We start from the raw sequence: 17,661 nt of genomic DNA on the forward strand, positions 1-17,661 counted from the left end.
GGCCGTCTTCGTGTGAATCAGGCGTCGATTCCGACCGACCGCGACAACCGCTCGCGCTCGTCGCCCGAGAGCTCGAGGTCGGCGGCGCGGGCGCTGTCGATGATCGACTCGGCCCGGCGGGCGCCGGGAATCGGGATGACGGTGTCGCCGAGACCCAGCTCCCACGCGAGCACGACCTGCTGCGGGCTGACGTCGTGGTCGCGCGCGACCTCGCCGAACACCGCGAACCGGTCGCCCACGGCGCGCGCCGCGCCGCCGGTGCCGCCGAGCGGGCTCCACGGGAGGAAGGCGATGCCGTGGTCGGCGCAGTAGCGCAGCTCGTCATAACTGCCGGGGTGGCGCGGCGAGAACTCGTTCTGCACGCTCGCGAGGCCGCCGTCGCCGAGGATCTGCTGCGCGATCTCGATCTCCTCGACGCTCGCGTTCGAGATGCCGACCGAGCGGACCTTGCCCTCGTCCTGCAACGTCTTGAAGCTCTCGATGACGTCGCCGTAGACGAGCCAGCGGTCGGGACGGTGGTACTGGTACAAGTCGATCACGTCGACGCGCAGCGCGCGGAGCGACGCTTCGACGGCGCGGCGCAGGTAGTCGAGCGAGCCGTCGCGTCCCCATTTCTCGCCCTCGCTGCGGGTGATTCCGCCCTTGGTCGCGACGACGATCTGCGACCGGTCGCCGCCCCACGTGGCGAGGGCCTCGGCGATGATCTCCTCGTTGTGCCCCATCGAGTCCCAGCTGGGAGCGTAGATGTCGGCGGTGTCGAGCAGTGTCACGCCCGCGTCGAGCGCGGCGTGGACGGTGGCCACGGCGTCGGCGCGATCGGGGATCTGCTTGTCGTTGTTCATCGACATCGGCATGCCGCCGAGCCCGATGGCCGAGACGGTGAATGGTCCGAGGGTGCGCTGCTGCATGAGTCTCCTTCGACGGTTCTCGGTGGTTCGGTCCCAGCCTCTCAGGCCGGGCGGCCGGCGGGCATGGTCTTGCGCAATGCGGACGGCGGTGCTGGGGGTGACCCAGAAGAAACCGCGGAGCGCGATGGGAGAATGGTGCCTCTCCACGCCCGACCCGACGACCGCCCGAGGAGACCGCATGACGATCGCCGACCACGACCCCCGTTCCGCCACCGATCGGACGATGGAGCAGGCGCGCCGGCATCAGGCGGGCGCGGCTCCCGCGCTGCCGGTCGTCGTCGCGACGGCCGAGGGTGCGTGGGTGACCGACATCGAGGGTCGGCGATACCTCGACCTGTCGTCGTCAACGGGTGCGCTGACCTTCGGGCACCGGCATCCGGCCCTCGTCGCGGTCGCCGCCGACCAGCTGACCCGCAGCACCGTCACGAGCGCCGCGGTCCACGACGATCGGCGGGCCGAGTTCGCCGCCGCCCTCGCCGAGCTCGCGGGCGGCGAGCTGGTGCTGCCGGTCACCACGAGCGACGAGGCGATCGGCGTCGCGCTGGCGGCGGCGTCACGCGGCGGGAGCGCCGCCGGTGGACCCGCGTCGGTCGTCGTGGCCGCCGGCTCGCATGAGCGACTCGTCGCCGCGGGCGCCCGCACGGTGCCGTTCGGCGACGGCGGGGCGCTTACGGATGCCGTCGACAGCACGACCACCGCCGTCGTCCTCGAGCCGGTCGGCGCGGGGGTCATCGCCGCCCCGGCCGGGTACCTCGCCGCGGCGCGTGAGCTGTGCACCGAGCGCGGGGCGACGCTGATCATCGACGAGACGCGGTCGGGCCTCGGCCGCTCGGGTGCGACCTTCGCGATGGGCCCGAGCGACGGGGTGCCCGACATCCGGGTGCTCGGGCCCGCCCTCGGCGGCGGCATCGTGCCGAGCGCGGCGGTGGTCGGAACGCGGAAGCTGCTGGGGGACGTGGCGGTGGCGGCATCCGGTTCCGTGCTCGCTGCGGCGATCGGCCGGCGCGTCGTCGAGCTGCTCGGCACGGGCGAGATCCAGGCGCGGGCGGCCGCTCTCGCCGAACACCTCCGCGGACGCCTCGCGGCGCTGCCGGGCAGTGGCGTCGCGGCGGTGCGGACCGCCGGTGTGCAGGCGGGCATCGACATCGAGCCGGCGGCGGGCGGCGCGGCCGACGTCGCGCGGCGATTGGTCGCCCGCGGCGTGCTCGTCGAGGTCGCAGGGCCGGAGACCATCGTGCTCGCGCCGCCGTTGGTGATCCGCGCGACCGAGCTGGACTGGGCGATCGAACAGCTGCGGGTCGTGCTCGCGAACTGAGCCGGCGTAGCGCACCGAGCGGGCCCGCGTCGACACGAAGCGGGGAAACATCGCCGCAACACGCCCCCGATTAGGCTCGCACCCATGGGTGACCTGTTCGACGGATACGGCTCGACGCTGACGCCGCGCAAGACGGTGTCGGGCGTTCCGGCGTTCGACGAGATGTTCGAGGTGTCGGGCACCCTGCCCGCCCCCGGCAGCTCCCGCGCCGCCTACCGCGAGCTGTACCAGGCCCTCGCGCAGATGACGCAGGAGGAGCTGCGCGGACGCACCGAGTCGCTCGCCAGCTCATACCTCGCCCAGGGCGTCACCTTCGACTTCGCCGGCGAAGAGCGCCCCTTTCCGCTGGATGCCGTCCCCCGGGTGATCGACTACGACGAGTGGTCGCATGTCGAGTCGGGTGTCACGCAGCGCGTGCGCGCGCTCGAAGCGTTCCTCGACGACGCGTACGGGCACCAGTTCTGCGTGCGCGACGGGGTGCTGCCGGCCAAGCTCATCGCCTCGTCGCAGTACTACTACCGTCAGGCCGCCGGCATCCGCTCGGCCAACGGCGTGCGGATCCAGGTCTCGGGCATCGACCTCATCCGCGACGAGCACGGCGAGATGCGGGTGCTCGAAGACAACGTCCGCGTTCCGTCGGGCGTCAGCTACGTCATCTCGAACCGCCGCGTCATGGCGCAGACCCTGCCCGAGCTGTTCGTCTCGATGCGCGTGCGGCCCGTCGGCGACTACCCGAACAAGCTGCTGCAGGCGCTGCGGGCGTCGGCTCCTCCCGGGGTGGACGAGCCGAACGTCGTCGTCCTGACCCCGGGCGTGTACAACTCCGCGTACTTCGAGCACACGCTGCTGGCCCGCCTCATGGGCGTCGAGCTCGTCGAGGGCCGCGACCTGGTGTGCTCGGGCGGCAAGGTGTTCATGCGCACGACGCGGGGACCGCAGCGCGTCGACGTCATCTACCGCCGGGTCGACGACGATTTCCTCGACCCGCTGCAGTTCCGCGCCGACTCGATGCTCGGTGCCCCCGGCCTCATGCTGGCAGCGCGCCTGGGCAACGTCACGATCGCGAACGCGGTGGGCAACGGCGTCGCCGACGACAAGCTGCTCTACACCTACGTGCCCGACCTCATCCGCTACTACCTGGCCGAGGAGCCCATCCTCAAGAACGTCGACACCTGGCGCCTCGAGGATCCCGACGCGCTCGAAGAGGTGCTCGACCGTCTCGACGAACTCGTCGTGAAGCCGGTCGACGGGTCGGGCGGCAAAGGCCTGGTCGTGGGACCGGATGCCTCACCCGCCGAGCTCGAGCAGCTGCGCCGCAAGCTCCTCGCCGACCCGCGCGGCTGGATCGCGCAGCCGGTCGTCATGCTCTCGACCATCCCCACCCTCGTCGAGGACGGGATGCGCCCCCGCCACGCCGACCTGCGGCCCTTCGCCGTCAACAACGGCGACGAGGTGTGGGTGCTGCCGGGCGGTCTCACCCGCGTCGCGCTGCCGGAGGGGCAGCTCGTGGTCAACTCGAGCCAGGGCGGCGGTTCGAAGGACACCTGGATCGTCGGCGGCGACGCGCCGCGCACGGTCGAGTACGCGCAGGGGAACCTCGCCGGCCTCGTCGCCGATCAGGCGTCGACGCAGGCGATCCCGATCATCTACGACGAGCAGGACCAGCCGGCCCATTCGCCGCAGGACCTGCCCAGCGGCCTCAGCGAGCAGCAGGAACAGCAGCAGCAGACCGGGGGTGCGACGTGCTGAGCCGCATCGCCGAGAGCCTGTTCTGGATCGGGCGGTACATCGAGCGCAGCGACGGCACCGCCCGCATCCTCGACGTCCACCTGCAGCTGCTGCTGGAGGATCCGTGGATCGACGAGGACACCGCGTGCCGCTCGCTCCTGTCGGTCATGGGCTCGCCTCCGCCCGAGGGGCGGAGCGCCGTGACGCGCCAGGACGTGCTGACGCGGCTCGCCGTCGACCGCACGAACCCGTCGAGCATCGCCTACTCGCTGCAGTCGGCCCGCGAGAACGCCCGGCGGGCGCGCGAGATCGTCTCGACCGAGCTGTGGGAGACCCTCAACACCACCTACTCCCGGATGCCGCGGCGGTTGAACGCCGAGAAGGTGCACGAGTTCTTCCACTGGGTGCGCGAGCGCGCGGCGCTCGCCGTCGGGGTGACCGACTCGTCGACCAGCCGCGACGAGGCGTGGCAGTTCTTCACGCTCGGGCGTTCCATCGAGCGCACCGACATGACCGCACGCCTGCTCGCGACGCGCTCGCTGACGGAGGAGTCGGGCCCGTCGTGGACGACCATCCTCCGCTCGTGCGGCGCCTACGAGGCGTACCTGCGCACCTACCGCGGCATGCCGAGCGCCCACAACGCCGCCGAGTTCCTCCTGCTCGACCGGCTCTTCCCGCGCTCGATCATCCACTCGATCCAGCGCGCCGAGGAGTGCATGAGCGCGATCGACCCCGTCGCCGACCGCGTGGGGCACTCCAACGCGGTGCTGCGCGCACTCGGCCGCATCCGCAACGACCTCGAGTACCGGCCGCTCGGTGAGATCCTGTCGGAGCTGCCGGAGCACATGGACAACGTGCAGAAGGTCACGCGCGAGGCGTCCGAGGCGATCCGCAGCCGCTTCTTCCCCACGGCGGCGGAACCGAACTGGATCGGAGAGACCTCGTGAAGCGTCTGCGCATCGAGCACGCGACCGGATTCACCTATCCCGGCGACGTCGCCGCGTCGTACAACGAGGCACGGATGCTCCCGAGCTCGACCGACAGTCAGTTCGTGCTCAGCTCGCAGCTCGACATCGACCCGACGACGGCCGTCAACCACTACATCGACTACTTCGGCACGCGTGTCGCCGCTTTCGATGTGCTCGCCGCGCACCGGTCGCTGTCGATCACGGCGAGGTCGCTCGTCGAGGTGCGCCCGCGCCCGATCGAGCATCGGTCGTTCTCGTGGGACGAGCTGTCGGCCGAGTCCGAACGCTCCATCCACACCGTCGAGCAGCTCGGTCAGACCCCGCGCACCGCACCGCACCCCGAGGTCGCCCAGCTCGCTCGCGAGATCGCCGACGGGCACGACGCGCCCGGCCCGGCGGCACACGCCATCGCCATCGCGATCGGTGACGCGGTCGAGTACATGCCCGGTGTGACCGGGGTGCACTCGACGGCGGCCGAAGCGTGGCCTGCGCGGCAGGGCGTGTGCCAGGACATCGCGCACATCACCCTCGGTGCCCTGCGGAGCGTCGGCATCCCGGCCCGGTACGTGTCGGGCTACCTGCATCCGGATCCCGAGGCAGCCGTCGGCGTGCCGGTGACGGGGGAGTCGCACGCCTGGATCGAGTGGTTCGCCGGCGACTGGCAGGGCTTCGACCCCACGAACAACATCGAGATCAGCGACCGCCACGTGCTCGTGGGGCGTGGTCGCGACTACAACGACGTGCCCCCGCTGCGCGGCGTCTTCGCCGGGCCGTACAAGAGCGCGCTGCACGTCGCCGTCACGATCACGCGCGAGGCGTAGCGCTGCGCCCATGCGACAACGGCCGGTCCCCTGAGGGAACCGGCCGTTGTCGCGGCGCCTCTCAGGCGGGCGGGTCACCCGGGTCGAGGGTCTTCAGCATGTCCTCTTCGGCGGCGTTGTCGGCGGTGAGCTGATCCTCGGTCGTCGGGTCGCCGCCCGTCGGGGCGTCGTCGGTGATCGACTGCTCGGCGCTGGTGTCGTCGTCGTGCCGGTCGCCCGTGGGCTCGTCGGACGGGATCGCGGTGTCGCCGGCGTCGCCGGTCGGGGTGTCGTGGCTGCTCATGGCCGCGACGTTACGCCCGCCCGCGCCGGGCGCCGCACCCCTTGACACCGCATCGGCGGGGGGAAGGCGGGCCCGATCAGGCGCGGGGCTCGTAGCGACGGGGTTCGTGGGTGCGGGCGACGAGGTCGCGCAGCGCCTCGAGCGAACCCGACACGAAACCCGCCGCGCGGGCCTGGACGAGCACGTTGCCCAACGCCGTCGCCTCGACCGGCCCCGCGAGTACGGGCATCCCGGCGCGGTCCGCGGTCCGCTGGCAGAGCAGCTCGTTCAGGGCGCCGCCGCCGACGATGTGGATCGTGCGGACGTCGACGCGGCCCAGGCGCGCCGCATCGGCGACGGCATCGGCGAACGCCTGGGCGAGCGACTCGACGATGGAGCGGGTGTACTCCGCGCGGGTGCGCGGCGACGCGACGTCGTGCTCGGCGAACCACGCGTCGATGCGCGGGGTCATGTCGCCCGGGGCCAGGAACCGCGGGTCGTTGACGTCGAACACGACGCCCTCGGCCTCGCGGGCGGCATCGAGCAGCGTCGGCAGGTCGATGCGATGCCCCTCGCGGCGCTCCCACTGTCGCACCGCCTCGCTCAGCACCCACAGGCCCATGACGTTACGCAGCAGCCGCACACGCCCGTCGACGCCGCCTTCGTTCGTGAAGTTCGCCTCGAGGGCGGCACGGGTGAGCACGAGGTGATCGACCTCGACCCCGACGAGTCCCCACGTTCCGCACGAGATGTAGGCCGCGGCATCCGCGTGCATCGGCACTGCGACGACCGCCGAGGCGGTGTCGTGCGAGCCGACCGCCGTCACCGGCGTGCCCGCCGCAGCGCCGATCGAGGCGGCGACGTCATCGCGCAGCGGTGCCAGCGTCTCGCCCGGGGCGATGAGGGGAGCGAGGATGCCGCGGGGGATGCCGAGCGCCGAGACGAGGCCGTCGTCCCACGCCGCCTGCAGCACGCGGAGCAGTCCCGTCGTCGAGGCGTTGGTCTGCTCGGCCCGCGCCGCGCCGGTCAGCCAGTAGCCGATGAGGTCGGGCACGAGCAGCGCGGTGTCGGCGAAGGCGAGCGTCGCGGCGTCCTCGGCGGCCAACTGGTACAGCGAGTTGAACGGCAGGAACTGCAGCCCGTTGCGCTCGAAGAGCTCCGCGTGCGGGAAGCGCGCGTGCACGCTCGCCACCCCCCGGGCCGTGCGCTCGTCGCGGTAGTGGAAGGGCTCGCCGAGCAGGCGTCCGCCGCGCAGCAGCCCGTAGTCGACGGCCCACGAGTCGACGCCGATCGACGCGATGCCGGGGGTCGACCGGAACGCTTCGCGCAGGCCATCGAGCACGGCGCCGTACATCCCCACGAGGTTCCAGTGCAGGCCGTCGCCGGCGAAGACGGGCTCGTTGGCGAACCGCGCGACCGTCGTCGTCTCGAGCCGGTCGGGCCCGACCCGCCCCACGATCACCCGCCCGCTCGTGGCCCCGAGGTCGACCGCCGCGACCGCCCCCGAGCGGGTCATGCGCGGCATCCCTCTGCCGAATGCACGGCCGCGTGCCGAGTGCGCGGGATCTCGACGCGTGGATGGGGTGCACTCGGCGCGAAGCCGCGCACTCGGCACCCGGTCATCGGAGGAAGGCGGCGGCGACGCCGGAGTCGACCGGGATGTGCAGGCCGGTCGTGCGCGAGAGCTCGGGGCCGGTGAGCACGTAGACCGCGTCGGCGACGTTCTCGGGCACGACCTCGCGCTTGAGGATCGTGCGGTTGGCGTAGAACTGGCCGAGGTCCTCTTCCTTGACGCCGTAGGTCGCGGCGCGATTGGCGCCCCAGCCGGCGGCGAAGATGCCCGAACCGCGGACGACGCCGTCAGGGTTGATGCCGTTGACCCGCACGCCGTGCTCGCCGAGCTCGACCGCGAGCAGTCGCACCTGGTGGGCCTGGTCGGCCTTCGTCGCCGAGTACGCGATGTTGTTCGGGCCGGCGAAGACGGAGTTCTTCGACGAGATGTAGATGACGTCGCCGCCCATTCGCTGTTCGATGAGCGCCTTCGCGGCGGCCTTGGAGACGAGGAACGAGCCCTTGGCCATGACGTCGTGCTGCAGGTCCCAGTCCTTCTCGGTGGTCTCGAGCAGCGGCTTCGACAGTGAGAGCCCGGCGTTGTTGACCACGAGGTCGATGCCGCCGAACGCGAGCAGGGTCGCGTCGATCGCGGCCTGCACGCCGTCCGCGTCGGCGACGTTGGCTGCGACGCCGATCGCGACATCCGTGCCGCCCAGCTCGGCGGCTGCGGCCTGCGCTTTCTCGAGGTCGAGGTCGGCGACGACGACGCACGCGCCCTCGGCGGCGAGCCGGGTGGCGATGGCCTTGCCGATGCCGGATGCCGCGCCCGTGACGAACGCGATGCGTCCTTGGTGGGTCTTGGGCTTCGGCATGCGCTGCAGCTTGGCCTCTTCGAGCGCCCAGTACTCGATGCGGAACTTCTCGGCGTCCGAGATCGGCGCGTAGGACGAGAGGGCCTCGGCACCGCGCATGACGTTGATCGCGTTGACGTAGAACTCACCCGCCACGCGGGCGGTCTGCTTGTTCGCGCCGTACGAGAACATGCCCACACCCGGCACCAGCACGATGAGCGGGTCGGCACCGCGGATCGCGGGCGAGTCCGCGTCGGCGTGGGCGTCGTAGTAGGCCTGGTAGTCGGCGCGGTACGCCGCGTGCAGTTCGTGCAGCCGCGCGATCTGGTCCTCGACGGATGCCGTCGCCGGGACGTCGAGGATGAGCGGCTTGACCTTCGTGCGCAGGAAGTGGTCGGGGCAGCTCGTGCCGAGTTCGGCCAGAGCGGGGGCCTTCTCGGATGCCAGGAAGTCGAGCACGACGTCCGCGTCGGTGTAGTGGCCGACCATCGGCTTGTCGGTCGAGGCGATGCCGCGGATCGTCGGGGCCAGGGCCGCGGCGCGGGCGCGACGCTCCGCCTCAGGCAGCGCCACGAACCCGGGACGCTCGCCGCCGAACGGGTCGGCCGTGCCGTGCTCGTCGATGTAGGCCTGCGCGGTCTCGATGATCCAGAGGCTGTTGGCCTCTGCTTCCTCCGAGGTGTCGCCCCACGCCGTGATGCCGTGCCCGCCGAGGATGCAGCCGATCGCCTCAGGGTTCTTCGCCTTGATCTCGGCGATGTCGAGCCCCAGCTGGAAGCCCGGGCGCCGCCACGGCACCCACACGACCTTCGCGCCGAAGATGGCCGCCGTCAGCTGCTCGCCGTCGGCGGCGGTCGCGATCGCGATGCCGGCGTCGGGGTGCAGGTGGTCGACGTGCGCGGCATCCACCAGGCCGTGCATCGCGGTGTCGATCGAGGGAGCGGCGCCACCCTTGCCGTGCAGGCAGTAATCGAACGCGGCGACCACCTCGTCCTCGCGCTCGACCCCGGGGTACACGTTCACCAGGGCGCGCATCCGGTCGAGGCGGAGCACGGCCAGGCCCTGCTCGGTGAGCGTGCCGAGGTCGCCGCCCGAGCCCTTGACCCACAACAGCTCGACGGGCTCACCGGTGACGGGGTCGGTGTCGGTGCCCTTGGCAGAGGTGTTGCCTCCGGCGTAGTTGGTGTTCCGCGGGTCGGAGCCCAGGCGATTGCTGCGCGCGATGAGGTCGGCGGCTGCGGGGGAGGTCATGGCGTTCCTTCGGGACGGGGACGGGTCAGGATGCGGACAGCTCGGCGAGGCGCCGAGCGATGCGGTCGATCGAGGCGGCGGCTGCCGACAGCTCGGGGCGGTTGAGGTGGCCGTGGTCGGTTCCGGGCTCGACGACGAGGTCGACCGAGCGCCTCGCCGTGCGCAGCGTGGCGGCGAAGACCTCCGCCGAGACGCTGAGCTCGTCGATCTCGCTCGTCACGATGAACGTCGGCGGGAACGCGGCGAGCTCGTCGACGCTCGCGAGGCCGGGCACGGCGGCGACCGGCGCGCCGACGACCGGACGGCCGAGGTAGTTCTCGTACATCGCGCGGACGACATCGGGCCCGAACCGGTCGAACTCCGGGTGGGCGTCGAGCGCGGCCCGCAGGCTCAAGCCCGGGGCCGGCTGCACCGCGAGCAGCGTGGGGTAGGCGAGCACGACGAGCGCGGGGGCGGGGTCGCCGGAGCCCAGCAGTCGCAGCGTCGCGCCCGCGGCGAGGTTCGCCCCGGCACTCGCGCCGCCGATCGCCAGGCGCGACACCCCGAGCCGCTCGGCGTTCTCACCGGCCCAGCGCCAGGCGCGCAGGACGTCGTCGGATGCCGCGGGGAACCGGTGCTCGCTGCGGTCGGGGCCCGCGTCGTCGGCGCCGTCCCACCCCGCGGGGATCGGGGCGAGGCGGTAGTCGACCGAGACGACGGTGGTGCCCCGGGCGGCGAGACCGCGGGCGACGGCATCCGCTTCGGGCATGTCGAGGTCGCCGTACGCGAACCCGCCGCCGTGCATCCAGACGAGCCCGGTGCCGGTCGGTCCGGTGCCGGGGTAGACGCGCACGAGTCCCTCCGCGGCGCTGTACGGGGTTGTCTCGCTCATCGCTGCGCCCCGACCTCGGCTGCGGTCGGGACGTGCCGGCCGTAGCGCTCGAGCTCGATGTCCTCGAGCGACTTGCCTTCGGTCTTCGGCGCCCAGATCGTGCCGATCAGCAGCGCTGCGACGAGCAGGCCGAGGATGATCACCCCGAGCCCGGCCAGGCCGAGCCCCGAGAGGAGCACGGGGAAGACCAGACTCAGCAGTCCGACCATGACCCGCGCGAGCATGAAGAGCACGCCCTGTGCGCTCGCGCGGTAACGGGTCGCGAACAGCTCCGCGGTCCAGAGGCCGTAGAAGGCCTGGGCGCCGACGCCGGCCGAGATGCCCCAGGCGACCGCGAAGAAGAGCAGCGAGAAGAGGCCCGGAGGTGCATAGATCAGCACGGCCCACGCGACGACGCCGAGCGCCGCGCCGCCGAGGTAGAGCCACTTCCGCCGGACGCGGTCGCCGTAACGCATGAACCCGAAGAAGGTCGCGGCGGCGGTCAGGCTCCAGACGAGCACCTGCAGCAGGTTCTGCTGCACCGGATCGTGCAGGCCGGCGGCGTCGTAGACGCGCGGCTGGAAGATGCCGGCCTGACCGGCGACGGTGTTCCACAGGCCGTAGACGCCGATGAGGAAGGCGAGCGCGCCCCAGTTCTTCGGCTCCTTGAGAAGGCCCACGATCCCCGAGAAGAACGAGGGACGCTCTCCCGCCGCGATCGCGGTCTCGCGTTCGCTCTTCCAGCGCCGCGATTCGGGCAGGCCACGCCGAACCCACCAGGTGACGGCGGCGATGACGAACAGGTGGAAGAAGATCAGACGCGAGCCGAGCAGGCCCAGCGGGCCGACGATGACCGCGAGCAGGAACCCGACCGCGGGGCCGATGGACCAGGCGAGCTGCGCCGTGCCCACGTGCGCGGCGCGGTGCTCGCTCGGCGCCTCTTCGGCGATGTAGGTCCACGAGGCCGGAACGCCCGCACCGACCGCGATGCCCATGAGGATGACCCCGACGAGCAGGACGGCGAGATTCGGGGCGAACGTGACCGCCAGCGCACCGATCATGAAGACGATCAGGTCGTAGGTGTAGATGAACTTCCGGCCCAGGCGGTCGCACAGCGGTCCGCCGATCGCCGCGCCGATCGCGGCGCCGAAGGCGTTGGCCGACAGGGCGGCGACGATGCCGACGACGCCGTCGTCGAAGCCGAAGGCCTCTTGCCAGAGCGTCAGACTCGTGGCGAGCGCGATGATCGCACCGGCCTCGATGTAGTTCGACATGGCGACCGCGATAGTCGCCTTCCACGCGCTCAGCGGGCGACGGGTGCGGGTCGTGCTCATGCGCCCCACCCGGCCTGCGTGCCGCCGACCCGGTCGGCCTCGATCTTCTCCTGATACCCGGATGCCGCATACGCGGCCATCGGGTCGGCGGGAAGCCCTCGCGACTCGCGCCACTCGGCGAGGGCGGGACGCACGTCGGTGTAGAACGCGTCCATGAACACCGCCTGCGCGCCGAGGACGTCGTTCGCGCGCTGGGCGGCGGCGAGGGCGTCGCGGTCGAGGAGGAGTGCCCGGGCCGTCATCTCCTGGACGTTGAGCACCGAGCGGATCTGCCCGGGGATCTTCGCCTCGATGTTGTGGCACTGGTCGAGCATGAACACGACGTCGGGGTTGTCGAAGCCGCCGCCGCGCAGCACCTCGACGAGAATGCGGAACAGCTGGAACGGGTCGGCGGCACCGACGATGAGGTCGTCGTCGGCGTAGAAGCGCGAGTTGAAGTCGAACGAGCCGAGCTTGCCGAGGCGCAGCAGCTGCATGACGATGAACTCGATGTTGGTACCGGGGGCGTGGTGGCCCGTGTCGAGGCACACCATCGCGCGCTCGCCGAGGGCGGCGACCTGCACGTAGCTCGTCCCCCAGTCGGGAACGTCGGTGTGGTAGAACGACGGCTCGAAGAACTTGTACTCGAGCACCAGGCGCTGCTCGCCCGTGAGGCGGGCGTAGATCTGCTGCAGCGAGTCGGCGAGGCGGTCCTGGCGGTCGCGCATGTCGTTCTGACCGGGGTAGTTCGACCCCTCGGCGAGCCACACCTTGAGGTCGCGCGAGCCGGTGGCATCCATCACGTCGATGCACTCGAGGTGGTGGTCGATGGCCTTGCGGCGAATCGCGTCGTCCTCGTGGGTCAGCGCGCCGAACTTGTAGTCCTCGTCCTGGAAGGTGTTCGAGTTGATCGTGCCGAGCGCGACGCCCAGGTCTTCGGCGTGGCGGCGCAGCGCGGCGTAGTCGTCGACCTTGTCCCACGGGATGTGCAGCGCGACCGAGGGGGCGAGGCCCGTCACACGGTTGACCTCGGCCGCATCCGCGATCTTCTCGAACGGGTCGCGCGGGGTGCCGGCGGTGGGGAAGACGCGGAAGCGCGTGCCGGAGTTGCCGAACGCCCAGCTGGGCAGCTCGATGCCCTGTCGTTCGAGCAGGGCGAAATCGTCGGGGGAGAGTGCGGTCACGATGCGTCGTCGCTTTCGTCGTCGAGGGCGGGGGAGGTGCCGGCGTCGCCGGGAGGGGAGGTCGCGGCGACCAGCTGGTCGTCCAGGTGGAAGATCTCGGTCAGGGGCGTCGCGGCCTGATCGGGTCGGCCGGCGAGGCCGACGAAGAAGCGCGCCATCTCGGCCTCCCAGCGGGCGGCGACGGGTGAGGCGGCGAGGTAGGCCTGGGCCGCAGCGTCGTCGTCCACCTCGTAGTAGCCGATCAGGCGGCCGCCGTCGGCGAGGAAGAGCGAGTAGTTGCGCCGCCCGGACGCGGCGATCTCGGCGAGCATGTCGGGCCAGACCGGCGTGTGTCGGGCAACGTACTCGTCGAGCAGGTCGGGGTTGATCTGCAGCGAGAAGCAGACCCGGTGGGCGGCTGCGCTCATCATCGAGGCTCCTGATCGGTGCCGACGATGTTGTCGGCGGAATGAATCGTTTCACACAGCGTAGGGGGTCTCGCGGGTCGGCGCAACCGGCAAGCGCTTACCGATTCCCGCGCGATCGAGAGGGCAGCGCGCTACGGTGGAGCGCATGGCAGTGAGCGTGCGGGATGTCGCGGTGGCGGCATCCGTGTCGGTGGGGACCGTGTCGAACGTCCTCAACAACCCGGCGCGCGTGTCGCCCGACATGGTCGCGCGAGTGCAGCAGGCCATCGCCGACCTCGGCTTCGTCCGCAACGACGCCGCCCGCCAGCTGCGCGCGGGCCGCAGCCGGTCGATCGGGCTCGTCGTGCTCGACATCGGCAACCCCTTCTTCGCCGAGGTCGCCCGCGGCGCCGAGGCTCGGGCGGCGGAGAGCGGCATGGCCGTGCTGCTCAGCACCAGCGACGAGAAGCCCGAGCGCGAAGCGGCGCACCTCGACCTCTTCCGCGAGCAGCGCGTGAACGGTGTCCTCGTCACACCGGCCGGCGACGACCTGACCCGCCTCGACACGCTGCGTGCGGCAGGCGTTCCGGTCGTGCTCGTGGACCGCGAGGTCGACGACGCGGCATTCGCCTCCGTGTCGGTCGACGATGTCGAAGGCGGATACCTCGCCGTCGCTCACCTGCTCGCACGGGGACGCCGTCGCATCGCATTCGTGCGCGGCCCGGCGTCGATCCGGCAGGTCGCGGACCGTCTCGAGGGTGCGCGGCGGGCGGTGGCCGAGGTGCCCGGGGCGACGCTCGAGGAGGTGCCGGTGCCCGCGCTGTCGGTGCTGCACGGGCGCTCCGCCGGCGAGCACCTGCGCGAGCGCACCGGTGCCGACCGGGTGGATGCCGTGTTCGCGGCGAACGACCTGCTCGCCGTCGGCGTGCTGCAGGCGTTCTCGGTGCTCGGGCGCGTCCGCGTTCCCGGCGAGGTCGCCCTCATCGGCTATGACGACATCGACTTCGCCGCCGCCACGGTCGTGCCGCTCAGCTCGATCCGGCAGCCGGCGCACGAGATCGGCTACCGCGCCGTCGACCTGCTGCTGCGCGGGCTCGACGATCCCGCGGGCACGTACGACCGGCAGGTGCGATTCCGCCCCGAACTCGTGGCGCGGGACTCGACCATCGGCTGACGTGCCGCCGTCCGGATGAGAGAACCCTCATCGGGCGCGCGGGCTCTGGCACCTAGGCTCATCCCCATCGCAGGAAAGCGTATTCCGATGGGATTGATTCGATGAAGAACACATTCCGGTCCACCCTGCTCGCCGGCCTCACCGCCGCGACACTCGCCGCAGGCGGCGTCATCGTCGCGCCGGCCGCGAGCGCCGAGCCGTCGATGGCGGCCTCATCCGAGGCGCCGACGCCACGGCTCGAGGCGCTCGACCGCGGCCTGGTGGCAGCCGCGACGAGCGAGGGCGTCTTCCTCAGCTGGCGCCTGCTCGCGGGCGAGGCCAGCGGCGCCGGTGAGACAGGGCTGACGGGCACCGACTTCGTCGTCTACCGCGACGGCGCGGCGATCGCCACCGTCACCGACAGCACGAACTATCGCGACGGCGGCGGCACCGCGGCATCCGTCTACCGCGTCGCGGCGGTGACCGCGGGCATCGAGGCCGCCCCGAGCGGTGAGGCCATCGCGGCGCAGGACGGTCTGCTCGACATCCCCCTGCAGCGGCCGGCCGACGGCGTGACCCCCGCCGGCGAGGCCTACACCTACGCTGCGAACGACGTCTCGGTGGGCGATGTCGACGGCGACGGCCGCTACGAGCTCATCGTGAAGTGGGACCCTTCGAACGCGAAGGACGTCTCGCAGGTCGGGTACACCGGCAGTGTCTTCGTCGACACGTACACCCTCGACGGCCGGTTGCTGAACCGTCTCGACCTCGGCGTCAACATCCGCGCGGGGGCGCACTACACGCAGTTCCTCGTGTCGGACTTCGATGGCGACGGCCGGTCCGAGACCATCCTCAAGACGGCGCCCGGCACGAAGTCGATCACGTACGCCGAGGACGGCTCGGTGGCCGAGGAGCGCTACATCACGATGCCCGCGGACGACGTCGCCGCCGGCGTCTCGCACGACGACGACTACCGCATGAGCCCGGGCGACTACTACGAGCACGTCGTCGAGATGTTCCGCGGCTGGGCGACGCGGGACGAGGTGGTCTCGGGCCAGTGGCCCGCCACCCTCGAGCAGGCCTTCGGCATCGAGCCGCGCTACGACTATCCGCTGTCGGAGGCCGATGCGCGCGCGCTCGCCGACCACTTCATCGACGTCTACGCCCCCTCCCGCAGCGGGCGCAACGCGCTGCGGAACTTCGCCGGCTTCATCCTCGAGGGGCCCGAGTACCTGACCGTCTTCGACGGTCAAAGCGGCGCCGAGCTGCAGACTGTGCGGTACGAGCCCGGACGTGGCGACGACGGCCTGCTGTGGGGCGACTACGCCATGGCCCGGATCGAGCCGGGCAACCGGGTCGACCGTTTCCTCGCCGGAGTCGCCTACCTCGACGGCGAACGTCCCTCCGCCGTCTTCGCCCGCGGTTATTACACCCGCACGACGATCGCGACCTACGACTGGGACGGCGAGAACCTCGCGCAACGCTGGCTCGTCGACAGCGGCCACGCGCCGATGAGCAACCCGTTCAACGACGGTCCGCACGGTGTCGACGGCACCGATCCGGTGTACGGCGGCATCACGACCCAGGGCTTCCACAGCATGTCGGCGGCGGATGTCGACGGCGACGGACGCCACGAGATCGTCTACGGCTCGGCGACCATCGACGACGACGGCGGCCTCCTGTACAGCTCCGTCGCCGAGATGCCCGCCGGCTCCGCGACGCCCGGGGCGACGGCGCGGCTCGGCCACGGCGACGCGATGCACGTGACCGACATCGACCCCGACCGTGCCGGCCTCGAGATCTTCACCGTCCACGAGGGCGGCGCTTACGCCCCCTACGGCAGTGCACTGCGCGACGCCGCCACCGGCGAGGTCATCTTCGGCGCCTACTCCGGACGCGACACCGGCCGCGGCATGATCGGCGACGTGCGTTCCGACGTCCGCGGCATGGAGGTGTGGTCGAGCATGCCCGGCGGCACGGAGGCATCCGGGCTGCTCAGTGCCCGCGGCGAGGTGCTGGCGGCGGCGACTCCCGGCACCAACCAGTCCATCCGCTGGGCGGGTGATCTCACGACGCAGATCGTCAACGGCAGCGGCACCGCCACGCCGACGATCGACGACGCCGCGCGGGGCACCGTGCTCACGGCATCCGGGACGCTGACGAACAACGGCACGAAGGGCAACCCCGGCCTCGTCGCCGACGTGCTCGGTGACTGGCGCGAAGAGCTGATCGTCCGTACCGCGGACTCGTCTGCGCTGCGGCTGTACCTGTCGACCGAGGTCACCGGGTACAAGCTCTACACGCTCATGCACGACCCGCAGTACCGCGCCGAAGTCGCCCGCCAGCAGACGGCCTACAACCAGCCGAGCTACACCGGGTTCGCCCTCGGGTCCGACATGGACTTCGCCGGGGTGCCGCTGCGTCCCGCCCCGGCCCCGGTCGCGGCGCCCGGCATCGGCGTCGACTCCGCCGGCGTGAACGTGACGTGGAAGGCGACGGATGCCGGCGCCCCGGTGGCCGGTTACACCGTCACGCTTCGCTCGGGCACCGGCGAGACGATCGTGCAGCAGGTCGGTGCCGAGGCGCGGACCGCGCGCTTCGCGCGCGTGCCCGAAGGAGCGTGGGCGGCCAGCGTGTCGGCGACGGGACAGTACGGCGCGGCAGCGGATTCGCGGCCGTCGGCGACGGCCACGGTGCGCGCCGGGCAGCCGGTGCCGCTGCGGGTCAGCGCCCGGTCGCAGTGCGTGAACGGCTCGGTGCAGGTCGCCGTCCACGCCGCCAACCAGGCGGACGGGCCGATCGACGTGCGGCTGGCAGCCGTCGGCGGGGAGCACGCCCAGCAGAAGGTCGCAGCCGGCGCCGCGGCCTACCAGCTGTTCGACTCGCGCCGCGACTCGCTCGTGCCGGGAAACGCGAAGGTCACCGCGTACCGCTGGGTCGACGGCGTCGGCTACCACGCCACCTACGACGCGCCCTACCTCGCCCGGCTCTGCTGACGCCGGGGCGGGGGTGGCCGGGCTGGCGGTAACTCCTCAAGATCGGCGTGCAGGTGGGGCCGTAGGGCGCCGCGGTGGCCGAATCGGCCCGAGTCTGAGGAGTTGGCGCCGGCTCCTCGCT

General features: G+C 71.7%; 14 protein-coding genes. 6 read left to right on the forward strand and 8 right to left on the reverse strand.

What is annotated here, in order from left to right:
- Positions 1–17: 17 nt before the first annotated feature.
- On the reverse strand, positions 18–908 hold the full coding sequence (locus tag PUW82_RS04310; protein ID WP_274221096.1) for an aldo/keto reductase: 891 nt from the start codon (positions 906–908) through the stop codon (positions 18–20).
- A 178-nt stretch (positions 909–1,086) separates the two neighbouring features.
- Here PUW82_RS04310 and PUW82_RS04315 point away from each other — a divergent pair, with 178 nt between their 5' ends.
- From PUW82_RS04315 to PUW82_RS04330, 4 genes are all read left to right on the forward strand, one after another.
- Positions 1,087–2,223: an aminotransferase class III-fold pyridoxal phosphate-dependent enzyme gene (locus PUW82_RS04315; protein WP_274221097.1), complete on the forward strand. Its 1,137-nt coding sequence runs from the start codon at positions 1,087–1,089 to the stop codon at positions 2,221–2,223.
- A gap of 84 nt (positions 2,224–2,307) precedes the next feature.
- Positions 2,308–3,972 carry a circularly permuted type 2 ATP-grasp protein gene (locus PUW82_RS04320; RefSeq protein ID WP_274221098.1) on the forward strand — a complete coding sequence of 555 codons (1,665 nt, stop codon included), beginning with the start codon at positions 2,308–2,310 and terminating at the stop codon, positions 3,970–3,972.
- Positions 3,966–4,898, forward strand: a complete 933-nt coding sequence (locus PUW82_RS04325; protein WP_274221099.1) for an alpha-E domain-containing protein — start codon at positions 3,966–3,968, stop codon at positions 4,896–4,898. Before PUW82_RS04320 ends, PUW82_RS04325 begins: the two co-directional genes overlap by 7 nt.
- Positions 4,895–5,740: a transglutaminase family protein gene (locus PUW82_RS04330; protein WP_274221100.1), complete on the forward strand. Its 846-nt coding sequence runs from the start codon at positions 4,895–4,897 to the stop codon at positions 5,738–5,740. The genes PUW82_RS04325 and PUW82_RS04330 overlap by 4 nt, the downstream gene beginning before the upstream one ends.
- Positions 5,741–5,801: 61 nt before the next feature.
- On the opposite strand, the gene PUW82_RS04335 is transcribed toward PUW82_RS04330, so the two are convergent.
- From PUW82_RS04335 to PUW82_RS04365, 7 genes are all read right to left on the reverse strand, one after another.
- Positions 5,802–6,023, reverse strand: coding sequence for a hypothetical protein (locus tag PUW82_RS04335; protein WP_274221101.1), 222 nt, complete (start codon positions 6,021–6,023; stop codon positions 5,802–5,804).
- Between the two features lie 76 nt (positions 6,024–6,099).
- On the reverse strand, positions 6,100–7,518 hold the full coding sequence (locus tag PUW82_RS04340) for a rhamnulokinase (RefSeq protein ID WP_274221102.1): 1,419 nt from the start codon (positions 7,516–7,518) through the stop codon (positions 6,100–6,102).
- A gap of 103 nt (positions 7,519–7,621) precedes the next feature.
- Positions 7,622–9,658, reverse strand: a complete 2,037-nt coding sequence (locus PUW82_RS04345) for a bifunctional aldolase/short-chain dehydrogenase (protein WP_274221103.1) — start codon at positions 9,656–9,658, stop codon at positions 7,622–7,624.
- A gap of 25 nt (positions 9,659–9,683) precedes the next feature.
- Entirely contained in the window at positions 9,684–10,529 is an 846-nt protein-coding gene (locus PUW82_RS04350) for an alpha/beta hydrolase fold domain-containing protein (protein ID WP_274221104.1), read from the reverse strand.
- A complete protein-coding gene (locus PUW82_RS04355) occupies positions 10,526–11,842 on the reverse strand; it encodes an MFS transporter (protein ID WP_274221105.1) in 1,317 nt (438 codons plus the stop codon). Before PUW82_RS04355 ends, PUW82_RS04350 begins: the two co-directional genes overlap by 4 nt.
- Positions 11,839–13,005 carry an L-rhamnose isomerase gene (gene rhaI / locus PUW82_RS04360; RefSeq protein ID WP_274221106.1) on the reverse strand — a complete coding sequence of 389 codons (1,167 nt, stop codon included), beginning with the start codon at positions 13,003–13,005 and terminating at the stop codon, positions 11,839–11,841. Before rhaI ends, PUW82_RS04355 begins: the two co-directional genes overlap by 4 nt.
- Positions 13,002–13,415, reverse strand: coding sequence for an L-rhamnose mutarotase (locus tag PUW82_RS04365; RefSeq protein ID WP_420792716.1), 414 nt, complete (start codon positions 13,413–13,415; stop codon positions 13,002–13,004). Before PUW82_RS04365 ends, rhaI begins: the two co-directional genes overlap by 4 nt.
- A gap of 142 nt (positions 13,416–13,557) precedes the next feature.
- Between PUW82_RS04365 and PUW82_RS04370 the strand changes: the two genes are divergently transcribed.
- Together PUW82_RS04370 and PUW82_RS04375 are read left to right on the forward strand one after the other, a co-directional pair.
- On the forward strand, positions 13,558–14,565 hold the full coding sequence (locus tag PUW82_RS04370; RefSeq protein ID WP_274221108.1) for a LacI family DNA-binding transcriptional regulator: 1,008 nt from the start codon (positions 13,558–13,560) through the stop codon (positions 14,563–14,565).
- A gap of 101 nt (positions 14,566–14,666) precedes the next feature.
- The gene (locus PUW82_RS04375) at positions 14,667–17,540 is read left to right on the forward strand and encodes a rhamnogalacturonan lyase (RefSeq protein WP_337994540.1); all 2,874 of its coding nucleotides are present in this window, start codon (positions 14,667–14,669) and stop codon (positions 17,538–17,540) included.
- The last annotated feature ends 121 nt before the right edge of the window (positions 17,541–17,661 follow it).

Origin of the sequence: Microbacterium thalli, assembly GCF_028737325.1 — a bacterium.
GTDB classification, from domain to species: Bacteria; Actinomycetota; Actinomycetes; order Actinomycetales; family Microbacteriaceae; genus Microbacterium; species Microbacterium thalli.